8 protein-coding genes are annotated in these 17,406 nt (G+C 67.6%); 4 read left to right on the forward strand and 4 right to left on the reverse strand.

All coding sequences use genetic code 11. The features are described from left to right. Nucleotides 1–25: 25 nt before the first annotated feature. The gene (locus BST40_RS01310) at nucleotides 26–1,390 is read left to right on the forward strand and encodes a secreted hydrolase (protein ID WP_075548418.1); all 1,365 of its coding nucleotides are present in this window, start codon (nucleotides 26–28) and stop codon (nucleotides 1,388–1,390) included. A 37-nt stretch (nucleotides 1,391–1,427) separates the two neighbouring features. Here BST40_RS01310 and BST40_RS01315 read toward each other — a convergent pair whose 3' ends face one another. Further along, on the reverse strand, nucleotides 1,428–2,576 hold the full coding sequence (locus BST40_RS01315; protein ID WP_075548417.1) for an aromatic ring-hydroxylating oxygenase subunit alpha: 1,149 nt from the start codon (nucleotides 2,574–2,576) through the stop codon (nucleotides 1,428–1,430). 174 nt (nucleotides 2,577–2,750) lie between these two features. On the opposite strand from BST40_RS01315, the gene BST40_RS01320 reads away from it, so the two are divergent. The 3 genes from BST40_RS01320 (at nucleotide 2,751) to acpS (ending at nucleotide 13,658) form a co-directional block, all read left to right on the forward strand. After that, nucleotides 2,751–3,473, forward strand: coding sequence for a DUF1906 domain-containing protein (locus BST40_RS01320; RefSeq protein ID WP_075548416.1), 723 nt, complete (start codon nucleotides 2,751–2,753; stop codon nucleotides 3,471–3,473). A 533-nt stretch (nucleotides 3,474–4,006) separates the two neighbouring features. Continuing rightward, nucleotides 4,007–13,237 carry a type I polyketide synthase gene (locus BST40_RS01330; RefSeq protein ID WP_083153186.1) on the forward strand — a complete coding sequence of 3,077 codons (9,231 nt, stop codon included), beginning with the start codon at nucleotides 4,007–4,009 and terminating at the stop codon, nucleotides 13,235–13,237. A gap of 28 nt (nucleotides 13,238–13,265) precedes the next feature. Further along, on the forward strand, nucleotides 13,266–13,658 hold the full coding sequence (gene acpS, locus BST40_RS01335) for a holo-ACP synthase AcpS (protein WP_023366014.1): 393 nt from the start codon (nucleotides 13,266–13,268) through the stop codon (nucleotides 13,656–13,658). A gap of 71 nt (nucleotides 13,659–13,729) precedes the next feature. On the opposite strand, the gene BST40_RS01340 is transcribed toward acpS, so the two are convergent. The 3 genes from BST40_RS01340 to macS are packed head-to-tail and all read right to left on the reverse strand — an operon-like array spanning nucleotide 13,730 to nucleotide 17,376. Beyond that, on the reverse strand, nucleotides 13,730–15,523 hold the full coding sequence (locus tag BST40_RS01340; RefSeq protein WP_083153238.1) for a DUF2339 domain-containing protein: 1,794 nt from the start codon (nucleotides 15,521–15,523) through the stop codon (nucleotides 13,730–13,732). A gap of 58 nt (nucleotides 15,524–15,581) precedes the next feature. Further along, nucleotides 15,582–16,238, reverse strand: a complete 657-nt coding sequence (locus BST40_RS01345) for a response regulator (RefSeq protein WP_083153188.1) — start codon at nucleotides 16,236–16,238, stop codon at nucleotides 15,582–15,584. Next, nucleotides 16,231–17,376, reverse strand: a complete 1,146-nt coding sequence (macS, locus tag BST40_RS01350) for a MacS family sensor histidine kinase (protein ID WP_075548413.1) — start codon at nucleotides 17,374–17,376, stop codon at nucleotides 16,231–16,233. The genes BST40_RS01345 and macS overlap by 8 nt, the downstream gene beginning before the upstream one ends. Between the last annotated feature and the right edge of the window lie 30 nt (nucleotides 17,377–17,406).

A 17,406-nucleotide genomic window follows, 5' to 3' on the forward strand; every position in this document is an offset into this window, starting at 1 on the left:
GGTCCGGCGCCCGGGAAGGCCTGACATGAGCAGCGACTGGCGCAGTTACCCGTTCCAGCTGGTGGCGCGCGACAGTGCGCTGGATTTTCCCGCCGCCGAAGGCGCCCACGCCGACCAGGAGTCCGATACCTGGTTTCTCGCCGGCCAACTGGACGCAACCGGCTCCGGCCGCTCGTTTGCGTTTCTGGCCATCCTCAACAAGAACCGGCCCGGCGGCTCGGTGGTCGCCGACTTCTACACGCTGGCATTGTTCGACCTCGACACCGGCGAGTACGGCACCTATACCGATTACGACATGCCGCCGGCCAGCATGGCGCCCGGCGCCCACCCCAAGCTGTCGGCCGCAACGGGGCATCTGGACCTCGAATACCGCAGCGGCGCCGGCATCGCGTCATGGATCACCTGCCGTGACGCCGACGGGGACCTGTTGCCCTACACCTACCGGGTCAGTCTGGTGGGAACCGATCAGGCCGGTCGGTTGATGCGGCTGGATCTGGTCGTGACGCCCACGCGCGCGCCCACCCCGGTGGGGGCGTCGGCCTACAACGGAAAGATCGTCTGCTTCGGCCAGCCCGATACCCACTCCTATTTTCAGACCGGCATGGCGATGACCGGAACACTGCGCTGGGGCGAGGCGAAGGAACTGGTCACAGGTGCGGCCGGGCATATCGACCGGCAGTGGTTTCCGAGGTACGCCGGCGGCGGGGGAGACCCGCGGGGACGGTCGCACGAATGGCGCACCATCCATTTCGACAATGGTGTCGACATGAGCATCTGGCGACAGTTCGACCGTACGAACGGCAATGCGGTGCAACCGTTTACCGGCGTGACGGCAAGTTACCCCGATCCGGACCGGGCGCCGCAGTACGCCGAGGACGTCGACGTCACCATCCTCGGCTATGTCCGCTGGCCGGAGGCCGTGCGGCCGCTGCTGCCGCCGATCACCCCGGTCCGCTACCTGCCGGACCGCCACCGGATCACCTGCGCCACAATGCAATTGGAACTGATCGGAGAGCCGCTGGTGGCCGCTCCGGCCCATGGCCTGCCGATCGAATACATGGAGGGCCCCTACCGCTACCGCGGCACCCTGCAGGGTGAGCCGGTGACCGCCTTCGCGTTCTACGAGCGGTCACTGGCGTTGTATCGCGATTGGGAGCTGATCGACGTGCTGGCCGCTACCGTCGCCAATGCTCGGCCACCGGCCCCGGAGTTGGCTGCCCTGGTGGAACGCGTGACGCCATTGGTGCTTTCGGGCCGCCGCACGGAGGCCCTGGAGATGTTGCGGACGGAATCAGCAGCGCTTCCCGACGATTGTGATCAGGATTCTCGTGACGTTCTCGAGGCGCTGATCGGCTCGCTGACGCAGCAGACTCCCTCGGTGAAGCTGTAATGTGGCAGCAGTCTTCTCGGCCTTTTGCTGCGAATCTTCAGCCTCGGTGCAACGCGTCGAGCGCGCGCTCCCATGCGAGGTGACGGTGTTGTAGCCCCGGCTCGTTGCGCCCGAACACCAGTCGCTCCCGTGCGCCCGATTCGAGGTTGGCTTGCAACGACTCGGCCAGTCGATAGTCCTCGTCGCGGACCGTTGCGTGTGCGTACTCGAATACGGCCTGGGCGCCCGCGGCCACGGATTCATCGGAGACGTCCAGCGCTGTGGAGTTCTGGTGGACGGTGACGGATCGGCCCGGTTGCTCACCGGGGTAAACGCGGAACAGCTCGCCGTTGGCGATGGTCACCGATAGCACGATGTTGGGAAACAGCGCGTAGATCACGACCATGTGGTGGAACGGATTCCACTGGTCCTCGGGCGCAGTGTCCAGCTCCATGATGGTGTTGAGCGGAAAGATCAATCGATGGTGTGGTCCATAGGAGTCGAAGACCGTGCAATTGCTGCGGGCGATGGTGGCGAAGGTTTGCCTGTGCACCGTGGCGAAGTGGTAGTTCTCCGAAAATGTGTCAATCGCCAGCTTCCAGTTGATCCGCGAGTCGAGCACCTTCTCGCCCAGCGGAGACCAGTGCCCGATTCCCCATGAGTCGAGTTCGTCGGCCAGCGGTCCCAGGTGTTTTGCGATGTCTAGGGTGGCGCCGGGGTCCAGGGCAACCCACAGAAAACCAGCGAACTCAGTGGCCGGAAGCCTGGTCAACCCGTCGTCCTTCAACGTCATCTCGGGAAACCCTTCCCGGCCCGGGAGTCCGACCAATCGCCCGCCGTTGTCATACGTCCAGGCGTGGTAGGGGCAGCTGAACCGCTTCGCGGTGCCACACCCGGTCGCCACCTGCGCTTGTCGATGCAGGCAGACATTGTCAAAGGCGCGCACCGAGCCGTCCGACGTCCTGGTCAGCAGCACGGATCGCCCCATCACCGTCTTGGTGCAATACGAGCCGGGCCGCGGAAGCTCGGAGACGTAGCCGACCAGTTGCGGGCAGGACATCACCACGGCCCGCTCCCGGTCGTGTCGCTCGGGCGAGGTGTACTCCCGCGCGCGGACCGTGTGCTGCGAAGGCGCCAGGTCGGTCGTCTGGTCGCGTGCGAGCTTTAGTGCACGGCGGGTGAGGTCGATGAGCTGGTGGTGATCCATCGCGACCCCCGGTTGCGATCGAGTGCGGACTGCTCGCCTCTAACTTTACTAACTTTGCATTGACAGCAAGAATCGGCCCCGACCGCCGCCCAAACGTGCGTTGTGACATTGTGATGTAGATGTGACTGGCGAGCTCAATGAGTCAATTGATATAGGTGTCGTACTCTGTGGCTTGTGGAGGTCTCGCGGCGGGATGCGCTCAAGTACGCGGCGGCGACGCCCGGCCTGCTGGGCCTAGGTGTCGCGGCCGCGTCGTTGCGTGCCGCGCCGGCATCAGCGGGTTCGCTTGGCATCTTGTTGGACTATTCGGCCGGGGTCATCCCCGCCAGCCAGATCAGGGCTGCCGGGGCGGTGGGTGCGATCAGGTACGTATCGGATCGGCGACCTGGGGGTGCCTGGATGCTGGGCAAGCCGATCCAACTCGGCGAGGCCCGCGATCTGAGCAGCAACGGGCTCAAGATCGTTTCGTGCTACCAATTCGGCAAGGGCAGCACCTCCGACTGGCTGGGCGGTGCCGCAGCCGGTGTTCAGCATGCCAAGCGCGGCATGGAGTTGCACGCCGCGGCGGGCGGTCCGGCGGGCGCTCCCATCTATGCCTCGATCGACGACGATCCGTCATACGAGCAGTACAAGGACCAGGTCGCACCGTATCTGCGGTCCTGGGAGTCGGTGATCGGGCATCAGCGCACCGGGGTATATGCCAACTCCAAGACGATCGGCTGGGCGGTGCAGGACGGGTTGGGCTCGTATTTCTGGCAGCACAACTGGGGTTCGCCGAAGGGGTTCACGCATCCGGCCGCCAATTTGCACCAGGTCGAGATCGACAAACGCAAAGTAGGCGGAGTCGGCGTGGATATCAACGAGATCCTCCAGCCCCAATTCGGGCAGTGGGCCTAATTTTCCGCCCCGTCAAGGTGCCGTCAAGCCCCGTGTGCGGCGAGCTCCAGCAAACACTCGTTCGCTTAGATCGAAGCGGCGCAAAAAGCGGCGATTGCCCGCCGCTACGGCCGATGCGACGTCACGGGCCGGCCGCAGCGCAGGATTTCACCATAACGATTTGGTAACAATACTGCCTTGATCAGCGCAGTTATAGCTACTCGACCGTAACCACCTGCACGCAGGACGTTTGTTACGCGCGTCTGCGCCGACGACGAAACCTGGTGTTACCGATGAGCTGGTTACCCGCGCGTAGAACTCGCCAGTAACCGATCGGCGTCAAAAAAGTGGACTGATCCTTATGACACTCTTATAGAGCCGATGCAGTCCGTCGCGCCGCCCGGTCCATGGGCCGGCCCGCCGACAACGCACCGGTCAGACGTTTTCCGGCGGAGATTCGATGCGGAATCGGCCGGAGTTCACCAGGCCCTTGCAGGGGCCGGTCCGGTCCGGCCGAACCAACCGATACAGACGCATACAGGGAGATAAAGACGGTGACGATCCACGAGCACGACCGGGTGTCAGCTGACCACGACGGGACTGGCCCGCATCGCGCCCACGCTCTGGTCGATCGCCTGACCGCCGGTGAGCCGTTCGCGGTCGCGTTCGGCGGCCAGGGCAGCGCCTGGCTGGAGACGCTCGAGGAACTGGTTTCGGCGGCCGGGATCGAATCGGAGCTGGCCGCGCTGGCGGGTGAGGTGGAGCTGCTGCTCGAGCCGGTTGCCAAAGAACTGGTCGTGGTCCGCCCGATCGGCTTCGAGCCGCTGCAGTGGGTGCGTGCACTGGCCGCCGAAGACGCGGTCCCGCTGGACAAGCACCTGACGTCGTCGGCGGTGTCGGTGCCGGGCGTGTTGCTCACCCAGATAGCCGCCATTCGTGCTCTGGCCCGCCAGGGTATGGACCTCTTTGCCACCCCGCCGGTTGCCCTGGCCGGGCACTCCCAGGGGGTGCTGGCGGTGGAAGCGCTCAAGGCCGGTGGTGCTCGCGACGTGGAGCTGCTGGCATTGGCGCAGCTGATCGGCGCGGCCGGAACACTTGTGGCGCGCCGGCGGGGGATCTCGGTGCTCGGCGATCGCCCACCGATGGTCGCGGTCACCAATGCCGACCCCGAGCGCATCCAGCGATTGCTCGAGGACTTCGCCCAGGACGTGCGCACGGTGCTGCCACCGGTGCTGTCCATCCGCAACGGCCGGCGCTCGGTCGTCATCACCGGTACCCCTGAGCAGCTCTCGCGCTTCGAACTGTATTGCCGTCAGATCTCGGAGAAGGAGGAGGCCGACCGTAAGAACAAGCTTCGTGGCGGCGACGTCTTCGCGCCGGTCTTCGAGCCGGTACGGGTCGAGGTGGGCTTCCACACACCGCGGCTGGGCGACGGCATCGACATCGTCGGCAGCTGGGCCGAGAAGGTCGGCCTCGATACCGCGTTGGCGCGGGCGCTGGCCGAATCCATCCTGGTCCGCAAGGTCGACTGGGTCAACGAGATCACCCACGTCCACGAGGCCGGTGCTCGGTGGATCCTTGATCTCGGTCCAGGGGACATCCTGACCCGGCTGACCGCGCCGGTGATCCGCGGCCTGGGTATCGGCATCGTGCCCGCTGCCACCCGCGGCGGTCAGCGCAACCTCTTCACCGTCGGGGCCACGCCCGAGGTGGCCCGGGCCTGGTCGAGTTACGCCCCGACCGTGGTACGCCTACCCGACGGCCGGGTCAAGCTCTCGACGAAGTTCACCCGCCTTACCGGACGGTCGCCGATCCTGCTGGCGGGCATGACGCCGACCACCGTCGACGCCAAGATCGTCGCCGCCGCGGCCAACGCCGGGCATTGGGCCGAGCTGGCCGGCGGCGGGCAGGTCACCGAAGACGTCTTTCACAACCGCATCCAGGAGATGTCCCGGCTGCTGGAGCCGGGCCGGACCTACCAGTTCAACGCACTCTTCCTCGACCCGTATCTGTGGAAGCTTCAGGTCGGCGGCAAGCGCCTGGTGCAGAAGGCACGCCAGTCCGGTGCGGCGATCGACGGTGTGGTGATCAGCGCCGGCATCCCGGATCTCGAGGAGGCCGTCGAGCTGATCCACGAGCTCAACGACATCGGGATCAGCCACGTCGTGTTCAAACCCGGAACCATCGAGCAGATCCGCTCGGTGATCCGCATCGCCACCGAGGTGCCGACCAAGCCGGTGATCATGCACGTCGAGGGCGGCCGCGCCGGTGGCCACCATTCCTGGGAGGACCTCGACGACCTACTGCTGGCGACCTACTCCGAGCTGCGCTCGCGGGCCAACATCACCGTCTGCGTCGGCGGCGGCATCGGCACACCCGAGCGCGCGGCCGAATACCTGTCCGGACGTTGGGCGAAGTCCTACGGCTTCCCGTTGATGCCGATCGACGGGATCCTGGTGGGCACCGCGGCGATGGCGACGTGCGAGTCCACCACCTCGCCCTCGGTCAAGCGCATGCTGGTGGAAACCCAGGGCACCGGCGAGTGGATCAGCGCCGGAAAGGCCCAGGGCGGCATGGCTTCCAGCCGCAGCCAACTCGGCGCCGACATCCACGAGATCGACAACGCCGCCTCGCGGTGCGGCCGGCTGCTCGACGAGGTCGCCGGCGACGCCGACGCCGTGGCGGAGCGTCGCGACGAGATCATCGCCGCCATGGCCAAGACCGCCAAGCCCTACTTCGGCGACGTCGCGGAGATGACCTACCTGCAGTGGCTGCAGCGTTACGTGGAACTGACCATCGGCGAAGGCAATTCGACTGCCGACACCGCTGGGGTCATGGGGCCGGAAAGCCCCTGGCTGGCTGACACCTGGCGCGATCGCTTCGAGCAGATGCTGCAGCGCGCCGAAGCTCGGCTGCATCCAAAGGATTTCGGCCCGATCGAGACGGTCTTCACCGACCCGGCGCTGCTGGAGAAGCCCACCGAGGCTATCGCCGCGCTGCTTGCCCGCTACCCGGACGCCGATACCGTCCAACTGCACCCGGCCGACGTTCCCTTCTTCGTCACGCTGTGCAAAACCCCGGGCAAGCCGGTGAACTTCGTGCCGGTGATCGACAAGGACGTCCGGCGCTGGTGGCGCAGTGACTCGTTGTGGCAGGCCCACGATGCCCGCTACGACGCCGACCAGGTGTGCATCATCCCCGGCCCGGCTGCGGTCGCCGGTATCACCCGCCTGGACGAGCCGGTGGGTGAGCTGCTGGACCGCTTCGAGCAGGCCGCAATCGACGAAGTGCTCGCTGCCGACGGGCAAGTCAGGGACGTCAGATCGCGGCGGTTGGGCCGCCCCGACGCCCACGGACCCCTGGCCGTCGTGCTCGACGCACCCGACGTGTTGTGGGCCGGCCGCACCGCCATCAATCCGGTGCACCGGATCGCCGATCCAAGCGATTGGCAGGTGCACGACGGACCCGAAAACTCCCGTGCCACACACTCTTCCACCGGAGCCAGGCTGCAGATCGACGGCAAGGACGGGGCGGATGTGGTGTTGAGCGTGCCGGTATCGGGCACCTGGATCGACATCCGGTTCACCCTGCCGCCCAACACCGTGGACGGCGGGATCCCGGTGGTCTCGACCGAGGACGCCGCTACCGCGATGCGCTCGGTGCTGGCAATCGCGGCCGGTGCCGACGGGCCGGAGCTGCTGCCGCCGGTCACCGACGGGGTAGCCCGGCTGACCGTCGACTGGGACCCGGAAAAGGTTGCTGACCACACCGGGGTCACCGCCACCTTCGGAGAACCGCTGGCGCCCAGCCTCAGCACCGTTCCGGATGCACTGGTAGGCCGGTGCTGGCCGGCTGTTTTCGCGGCGATCGGATCGGCGGTCACCGACACCGGTGTGCCCGTGGTGGAGGGCCTGCTCAATCTGGTGCATCTTGATCATGCCGTCCGCATGGTCGGCACCCTGCCCGAAACATCCGACCAATTGACAGTTACCGCAACGACTTCCGATGCCCACGACACCGAGGTGGGCCGGGTGGTCGCGGTCTCGGTGACGGTTGCCGGGCCCGACGGCGAAGCGATCGCCGTCCTCGACGAGCGGTTCGCCATCCTCGGCCGAACCGGGGCGGCCGAACTCGCCGACCCGGTGCGGGCCGGTGGCGCGGTATCGGAGAACGCCACCGACACCCCGCGCCGTCGCCGCCGCGACGTCATCCTGACCGCGCCGGTCGACATGCGCCCGTTCGCCGTGGTGTCCGGCGACCACAACCCCATCCACACCGATCGGGCGGCCGCGCTGCTCGCGGGGTTGAAATCGCCCATCGTGCACGGCATGTGGCTGTCGGCCGCCGCCCAGCACGTGGTGACCGCCACCGACGGGCAGGCCCGTCCGCCGGCCCGGCTCATCGGCTGGACCGCGCGGTTCCTGGGCATGGTGCGTCCCGGTGACGAGGTGGACTTCCGCGTCGAGCGCGTCGGAATCGACCGGGGTGCAGAGATTTTGGAAGTGGCCGCGCGCATCGGTTCGGATCTGGTGATGTCGGCGACCGCGCGACTGGCCGCGCCCAAGACGGTCTACGCGTTTCCCGGCCAAGGCATTCAGCACAAGGGCATGGGCATGGAAGTGCGGGCGCGCTCCAAGGCGGCCCGCAAGGTGTGGGACACCGCGGACAGGTTCACCCGCGACACCTTGGGCTTCTCGGTGCTGCACGTGGTCCGGGACAACCCGACCAGCATCATCGCCAGCGGTGTGCACTACCACCATCCCGACGGCGTGTTGTACCTGACGCAGTTCACCCAGGTCGCGATGGCCACCGTGGCGGCCGCCCAGGTGGCCGAGATGCGTGAGCAGGGCGCCTTTGTCGAGGGCGCGATCGCCTGTGGCCACTCGGTCGGCGAGTACACCGCGCTGGCCTGCGTGACCGGCGTCTACGAGTTGGAAGCCTTGCTGGAGATGGTGTTTCACCGCGGATCGAAGATGCACGATATCGTTCCGCGCGATGAACTGGGACGCTCCAACTACCGGCTGGCGGCGATCCGGCCGTCGCAGATCGATCTCGACGATGCCGATGTTCCGGCCTTCGTCGCCGACATTGCGGCGAATACCGGTGAGTTTCTCGAGATCGTGAACTTCAACCTGCGTGGCTCGCAGTATGCGATTGCCGGCACCGTGCGTGGTCTGGAGGCGCTCGAGGCTGAGGTGGAGCGCCGCCGTGAGCTCACCGGTGGGCGCCGTTCGTTCATCCTGGTTCCCGGGATCGACGTTCCGTTCCACTCCCGGGTATTGCGGGTCGGGGTGGCGGACTTCCGGCGTTCGCTGGACCGCGTGATGCCGCGCGACAAAGACCCGGATGTGATCATCGGGCGCTACATCCCCAACCTGGTGCCTCGGCTGTTCACCCTGGATCGTGACTTCATCCAGGAGATTCGGGATCTGGTGCCGGCCGAGCCGCTCGACGAGATCCTCGCCGACTACGACACCTGGCGCCGGGAACGGCCCCGCGAGCTGGCCCGCATCGTCCTGATCGAGCTGTTGGCCTGGCAATTCGCCAGCCCGGTGCGCTGGATCGAAACGCAGGATCTGTTGTTCATCGAGGAGGCCGCCGGTGGCCTGGGAGTGGAGCGGTTCGTCGAGATCGGCGTGAAGACCTCGCCGACGGTGGCGGGCCTGGCCACCAACACCCTCAAGTTACCCGAATACGCCCACAGCACAGTGGAAGTGCTCAACGCCGAGCGCGACGCCGCGGTGCTGTTCGCCACCGACACCGACCCCGAGCCGGAGCCCGAGGCCGACGAGCCCGTCGGGGAGTCTGCTGAGCCGGCCGAAACTGCTGCTGCCGCACCGGCGCCCGCGCCTGCGGCACCTTCGGGTGCCGTTCGGCCGGACGACATCGCCTTCGATGCGGCGGATGCCACGCTGGCGCTGATCGCGCTGTCGGCCAAGATGCGCATCGACCAGATCGAGGAGCTCGACTCCATCGAATCCATCACCGACGGCGCGTCGTCTCGGCGCAACCAGCTGCTGGTGGACCTGGGTTCCGAGCTGAACTTGGGCGCCATCGACGGCGCCGCCGAGGCCGACTTGGCGGGGCTGCGGGCGCAGGTCACCAAGCTGGCGCGCACCTACAAGCCCTATGGGCCGGTGCTTTCCGACGCGATCAACGACCAGCTGCGCACGGTTCTCGGGCCGTCGGGCAAGCGGCCGGGTGCGATCGCCGAGCGGGTGAAGAAGACCTGGGAACTCGGCGACGGCTGGGCTAAGCACGTCACCGTCGAGGTCGCGCTGGGAACCCGGGAGGGCACCAGCGTCCGCGGCGGCGCGCTGGGCAATCTGCACGAGGGCGCGTTGGCGGACGCGGCGTCCGTCGACAAGGTGATCGACGCCGCGGTCGCGTCGGTTGCCGCGCGCCGGGGCGTGGCCGTGGCGCTGCCGTCTGCGGGCGGTGGCGGCGGCGCCACCGTTGACGCGGCCGCGCTGAGCGAATTCACCGACCAGATCACCGGTCCCGATGGGGTGCTCGCCTCGGCGGCTCGCCTGGTGCTGGGCCAGCTGGGGCTCGACAACCCGGTCACCGCGTCGCCTGCGGCCACCGACGCCGAGCTGATCGACTTGGTCACCGGCGAACTGGGCGCGGACTGGCCGCGGTTGGTGGCCCCGGTATTCGACGGCAAGAAAGCCGTCGTCTTCGACGACCGCTGGGCCAGCGCCCGCGAAGACCTGGTCAAGCTGTGGCTGACCGACGAAGGGGACATCGACGCCGACTGGGCGCGGCTGTCCGAGCGCTTCGAGGGCGCCGGCCATGTCGTGGCAACCCAGGCCACCTGGTGGCAGGGCAAGTCGCTGGCCGCGGGCCGGCAGATTCACGCGTCGCTGTACGGCCGGATCGCAGCCGGCGCCGAGAACCCGGACCCCGGCCCCTACAGCGGCGAAGTGGCCGTGGTGACCGGCGCGTCGAAGGGCTCGATCGCGGCGTCAGTGGTGGCGCGGTTGCTCGACGGCGGCGCCACCGTGATCGCGACCACCTCCAAGCTCGACCAGCAGCGACTGGCGTTCTACCGCACGCTGTATCGCGACCACGCCCGCTACGGCGCGGTGTTGTGGGTGGTCGCGGCCAACATGGCGTCCTACGCGGACATCGACGCGCTGGTCGAATGGGTTGGCACCGAGCAGACGGAAAGCCTTGGGCCACAGTCGATTCACATCAAGGACGCGCAGACACCAACATTGTTGTTCCCGTTCGCGGCACCCCGCGTAGTCGGCGATCTGTCGGAGGCCGGCTCGCGTGCCGAGATGGAGATGAAGGTGCTGCTGTGGGCCGTGCAGCGGCTGATCGGCGGCCTGTCGACCATCGGCGCCGAGCGTGACATCGCGTCGCGGTTGCACGTGGTGCTGCCCGGCTCGCCCAACCGCGGGATGTTCGGCGGCGACGGTGCCTACGGCGAGGCAAAATCGGCGCTGGATGCCGTGGTGAGCCGCTGGCACGCCGAATCCTCGTGGGCGGCCCGGGTCAGCCTGGTGCACGCCCTGATCGGCTGGACCCGCGGCACCGGGCTGATGGGCCACAACGACGCCATCGTCACCGCGGTCGAAGAGGCCGGTGTGACTACGTATTCGACCGACGAGATGGCGGCGATGCTGCTCGGCCTATGCGACGTGGAATCCAAAGTCGCCGCAGCCAGTTCGCCGATCAAGGCGGACCTGACCGGTGGCCTGGCCGACGCCGATCTCGACATGGCTGAACTGGCCGCCAAGGCGCGTGAGCAGATGTCCGCCGACGCGGCGGCCGTCGAAGAGGAGACGGCGCCGGGGATCATCGCCGCGCTGCCATCGCCGCCGCGCGCGCACATCCCGGCGCCGCCGCCGGATTGGGATGACCTCGACGTCGACCCCGCCGATCTGGTGGTGATCGTCGGTGGCGCCGAACTGGGCCCGTATGGCTCGTCGCGCACCCGCTTCGAGATGGAGGTCGACGACGAACTGTCGGCGGCCGGAGTCCTCGAGCTCGCCTGGACCACCGGATTGATCCGCTGGGAAGACGACCCGCAACCCGGTTGGTACGACACCGAATCGGGTGAGCTGGTCGACGAGGCCGAGCTTGTCGAGCGCTACCACGACGCCGTGGTGGAAAAGGTGGGAATTCGCGAGTTCGTTGACGACGGCGCGATCGATCCCGACCACGCGTCTCCGCTGCTGGTATCGGTGTTCCTGGACAAGGACTTCAGCTTCGTGGTGTCCACCGAGGCCGAGGCCCGGGCGTTCGTCCAGTTCGACCCCGAGCACACCGTCGTCCGGCCGGTGCCCAACGCCACCGACTGGCAAGTAATCCGCAAGGCCGGCACCGAGATTCGGGTGCCGCGCAAGACCAAGCTGTCGCGGACCGTCGGCGCGCAGATCCCGACCGGGTTCGACCCGACCGTATGGGGCATCAGCCAGGACATGGCCGCCTCGATCGACCGGGTGGCGCTATGGAACATCATCGCGACCGTCGACGCGTTCCTGTCCGCCGGCTTCACTCCGGCCGACCTGATGCGCTGGGTGCACCCGAGCATGGTGGCCAACACCCAGGGCACCGGTATGGGCGGGATGACCTCCATGCAGACCATGTACCACGGCAATCTGCTCGGCCGGAACAAACCGAACGACATCCTGCAGGAAGTGCTGCCCAATGTCGTTGCCGCGCACGTGGTTCAGTCGTATGTGGGCAGTTACGGCGCGATGATCCATCCGGTCGGCGCCTGCGCGACCGCGGCGGTGTCGGTCGAGGAGGGCGTCGACAAGATCCGGCTGGGCAAGGCCGAGCTGGTGGTGGCCGGCGGGTTCGACGACCTGACCCTGGAGGCCATCATCGGCTTCGGTGACATGGCAGCCACCGCCGACACGGCGATGATGCGGGGCCGGGGCATCGACGACTCGAAGTTCTCCCGGCCCAACGACCGGCGGCGGCTCGGGTTCGTGGAAGCTCAAGGTGGCGGCACCATCCTGCTGGCCCGCGGCGACCTGGCCCTGAAGATGGGCTTGCCGGTGTTGGCCGTGGTGGGCTTCGCTCAGTCTTTCGGAGACGGTGTGCACACGTCGATCCCGGCTCCGGGCATCGGGGCATTGGGTGCGGGCCGCGGCGGCCGGGATTCGGTGCTGGCGCGTTCGCTGGCCAAACTGGGCGTGGGTGCTGACGACATCGCGGTGATCTCCAAGCACGACACCTCGACGCTGGCCAACGACCCGAACGAGACCGAATTGCACGAGCGGCTCGCCGACGCGCTGGGCCGCTCCGAAGGCGCCCCGCTGTTCGTGGTGTCGCAAAAGAGCCTCACCGGTCACGCCAAGGGGGGCGCCGCGGTGTTCCAGATGATGGGGCTGTGCCAGATCCTGCGTGATGGTGTCATCCCGCCCAACCGCAGTCTGGATTGCGTCGACGACGAGCTGGCTGGTTCGGCGCACTTCGTCTGGGTCCGCGACACCTTGCGGCTGGGCGGTAAGTTCCCGCTCAAGGCCGGGCTAGTGACCAGTCTCGGGTTCGGCCACGTGTCGGGTCTGATCGCGCTCGTGCACCCGCAGGCCTTCATCGCCGCGCTGGACCCCGAGCAGCGGGCGGACTACCAGCGCCGGGCCGACGCGCGGTTGCTGGCCGGTCGGCGGCGTCTGGCCACGGCCATCGCCGGCGGCACGCCGATGTACGAGCGGCCCGCGGATCGTCGTTTCGACCACCATCAGCCGGAGAAGCCGCAGGAGGCGGCGATGTTGCTGAATCCGGCCGCCAGGCTGGGCGACGGCGAGGCATTTATCGGATGACTTCGATCATCCGTTAACGTGGCGACCCATGGGCATCGTCGGTGTGGGGATCGACCTGGTCTCCATTCCTGATTTCGCCGAGCAGGTCGACCAACCGGGAACGGTGTTCGCGACGACCTTCACCCCCGGTGAGCGGCGGGACGCTTCGGACAAGAGTTCGTCGGCGGCCCGGCACCTCGCGGCCCGCTGGGCCGCCAAGGAAGCGGTGATCAAGGCTTGGTCCGGCTCGCGGTTCGCGCAGCGGCCCATGCTGCCCGAGGACATTCACCGCGACATCGAGGTGGTCACCGACATGTGGGGCCGGCCGCGGGTGCGGCTAACCGGCGAAATCGCCAAGCATCTGGCCGATGTGACCATTCATGTCTCGCTGACCCACGAGGGGGATACCGCCGCCGCGGTGGCCATTCTCGAATCGCCCTAGACTGCGCGAGCAGACGCGGAATCGCACCAAAATCGGAGATTTTGGGCGATTCCGCGTCTGCTCGCCCTCAATTAGCGAGCGAGGCTGCGGGCATATCCGGTGCCCATGCCCAGCAGCACCAGACCGACGACGATAAATGCCGCCACCCGGAAGATGCCGTCCAGAGTCGCCAGGTCGAACACGAACAGTTTGACGGTAGCGGCGGCCGTAAGCGCGAGCCCGGCGGTTACCGGGGCCGTCCGGCCATTCCGGCCGCCCTGATGCAGCGCGTAGCCGAACAAACCCGCTGCCATGCCGATCCAGCAGACAGTGGCGATCAGGTGCCCGGCCAGGAATCCGGCATCGGTACCGCCGAAAAGAACCCCGGCGGTCACGGTGAACGCCGTGACGGCGTAGACGACCAGCATCCCGGCACCCAGGCTGAGGACCACCCTCAAATCGGAGTCCCGCACGCCCACGCACGCTCGTGCTATCGCGAACACCGCAGCGACGACGAGCAAGCTGGCGGCCAGGGTGGACACCGCAATTGAAGTCGGCATCGCGGTGGGGGTCAGCAAGGCGCCAAGTGGCGCATAGCTGTAGCACAGGCCCGTCCCGATGACACCGAAACCTGCTGCCGCCCAACGTGCTACCGCATCGCTGCGACCGGCAGTAGCGACTACGACGGCCAGCGAGAGTAGCACCGGGCCTTCGACGTAGCCGTCGAAGGCGACAGTAACGGCGACCAGCGCCGAAACCGCCGACCACGCCGACCAGACCTGTCTGGCGATCTTGGGCAGTTCCGTGCCGACCAGCACAATCGCCAGCATGGCTGATGCCAGAGCGGCTGCCAGCACCGCGGCCACTACGCGATCGACTGCTATCCCCGCGGCCAGGGCGGGCAGGGTCCCGGCCGCCGTTAGTACCGCCAATGCGGCGGTATTGCTGATAGCTGGAAGCATCACGAGGCCGCTGGCGATCGCCAGGATTGCGGCGATTCCGCAGGCGGCGCCGATCACCCAGGCGTCGTCGTGTCGGACCGACACCAGCGCCACCAGCAGGGGCAGCGCGGTAGCCGCAATCCGGGCAGCCTGCATCCAGATCCAGTCCTTGCCCAGTTGTACCGGCAGCGCGGCGGCCGAGAGCGCCAACATGAAGCTGACCAACAACAGGTCGACACCGCGGGTGATGACGGGTGCCAGCCCGATCAGCGGCACTAGCACCAACAGCCCCAGGTGTTCGGAGTCCCACCGCCGAGCCAGCGCCAGACCCACACCGCCGACCACCGCGGCGAGCACCAGGCCGACCGGCGCCGGCACCCACTCGTAGATGGTGGTGAGGGCTATGACGTCCAGGTAGGCCGCGGCAATACCAGTGGCGGCCAACGCGATCGCGCCGATCCGCCCGCCGGGGCGGTTGCGTAACCGGGTGGCCACGCCAACGAGACCGGCCGCCAGCAGGGTGCCGCCGGCAACCCGGATCTCCGGCCGCAGCAGGCCGGCCTGCGCGGCTAGGACGAGCAGCAGCACCACGCCGATCAGCGTCACCGCCACCCCGGCGACGGCCAATAGCTTGCCGATCCAACCGGATTCGCGGTCTGAAGGCGGCGGCGTTGGAGGCGGACCAGTCGCGGCTGAGCGCCGAGGTGGTGGCGGAATGAACTGGCGTGGCGGTGGCGGCGCCGCGGGTTGCCGGTGCTGCCAGTACGACTGCCAGTACGGTGCTGCGGGCTGTGGTGGTAGTGGGGCCGGCTGGGGTGCGGCGGCTGAATCGGAAATCAGCCGGTCGAGTTGACCGAGTTCGCCGGACACGCGGGCCATTTGGCGGGCCAAAGCGTCGAACTCGGCGGCGAGCCGGCTGATCACGGCATGATGCGATTCGGTCATGGCGGCCACCATGCCGGGTGACGCATCGAAACGGATGAGTAGGACTACCCGAATCCGGCTACTCGTCAAGCCCGTGCTCGATGGCGTAGCGGGTCAACTCCACCCGGTTGGCCACCTGCAACTTGCGGAACGTCGCCTGGACGTGGTTTTCGACGGTGCGGTGGCTCAGCGAGAGCTTTTCGCCAATCTGCTTAGCGGACAATCCTTTTGCGACATATCGCAGTACTTCGGTCTCCCGCTCGGTAAGGCTGGGACGAGCCGGCCCCGAGTCGGGGCTGGTGGCGATGCGACGGTATTCACCCAGTACCAGTCCGGCCAGGCTCGGGGTGAACACGGCACGGCCGGCCGCGGTGGCTCGCACGGCGTCACTCAATTCCGCCTTGGAGGCGCTCTTGACCAGGTATCCCGTCGCCCCGGCTTTGACCGCCTCCAAGACGTCCTCGCGTTCGTCCGAGGCTGACAGGACCAGCACCCGGGTAGCGGGCGAGACTTCGAGCACCTGCGTTGTCGCCTGCACACCGTCGCCGTCGGCTAGCCGCATGTCCATGAGCACCACGTCCGGCTTGACGACCGCGGCCCGTCGCCGCGCCGCTGCCACGCCGTCGGCGGTGGCGACCACGTTGAACCCGTCGTCGGCGAGGTCGCGCGCGACCGCGTCGCGCCAGATCGGATGGTCATCGACAACCATCACGGTGGGGGATTGCTGGTCACCCATGACGTCCTTCCCGGCGCGGCACCGTCAGTTCCCACTCGGTGCCCTCGCCCGTGTTCGTGCTCAGCTGCGCGGTGCCGCCCAGCGCCGCCAACCGCCCCACGATCGACTTCGAGACCCCAAGCCGGCCCTGGCCGGCGGCCTCCTCGAGCCGCCCCGCGGCAATGCCGACACCGTCGTCGCGAATGCTCACCGTCACCACATTGCCCATATCTTCCAGCAGTACATAGGCGCGCGCGTTCGGCCCGGCGTGCAAGCGAACATTGTCCAGGGCGTTGCCTACCGCCGCGTCCAACTCGGTGGCCACCCCACGCGCCAGCGGCACCGGCGTACCCGGCAAGCTCATGGACACCTGGTCGGACGCCCGCCGCCGCAACAGAGCACCGAGGTCGACCGACTGGTTGTCGCCGCCGTGCTCGGTGTCGGTGGAGATCACCCAACGGCGCAGCGCGCCTTCTTGTTCGCTGGCCAGTTCGGCTAATTCGGCTGCGTCGCCGCCTATTTCGTGGCCTCGCTTGGCAACCAGGGCCAATACCTGGATGACCCCGTCGTGAACTTGCCGGGACAGCCGTTCCCGCTCGTGCAGCGCTGCCGACAGTTCGGCGGCCCGTTGCAATTCGTCATGGGCACGCCGTGCGGTCCGGGCGGCCATCCCCACCGCCAGGCCGACCGCCAGCTCGATGACAATGGTCGCACTGCGACCGAGGTTGACGCTGATGTAACCCTTGACCGTTTCGTTGGCGGCCGTCACCGCCACGCCGGTCAACATGCCGCCGGCCGGACCCAACTGCAGCGCCGCCGAAATGGTGGCATTGCTGGCCCACAGGGTTGTCGGCCAGGTCTGGTTATCCAGTGCCCATTGCCCGGTGGCTACCACCTTGGTGGACAGCATCAGCAGCACCACGATGGCAATCTCAGCGATCACCCAGGCAGGCCGGCGACCGAAGCCGCGGAGGTAGGCGAGCGCGCACACCGCGCTCCAGCCGATCAGCACCGCGAAGAGCGCCCAGCCCAACGCCGGCAGGCGCAGGTCGGAATTGACCGCGATCTGAAAGCCCAGGGCGTAACCGCAGCTCAATAGGCGGAACAGCTGCGCCGCCCGCCAGAGCGGCGCTGCCGGGTCGGGGCCGCGCGTCGCCATATCGGGCTCAGCATAGCTAGCCTCGTGATC

It is taken from the genome of Mycobacterium persicum, assembly GCF_002086675.1.
Lineage (GTDB): Bacteria > Actinomycetota > Actinomycetes > Mycobacteriales > Mycobacteriaceae > Mycobacterium > Mycobacterium persicum.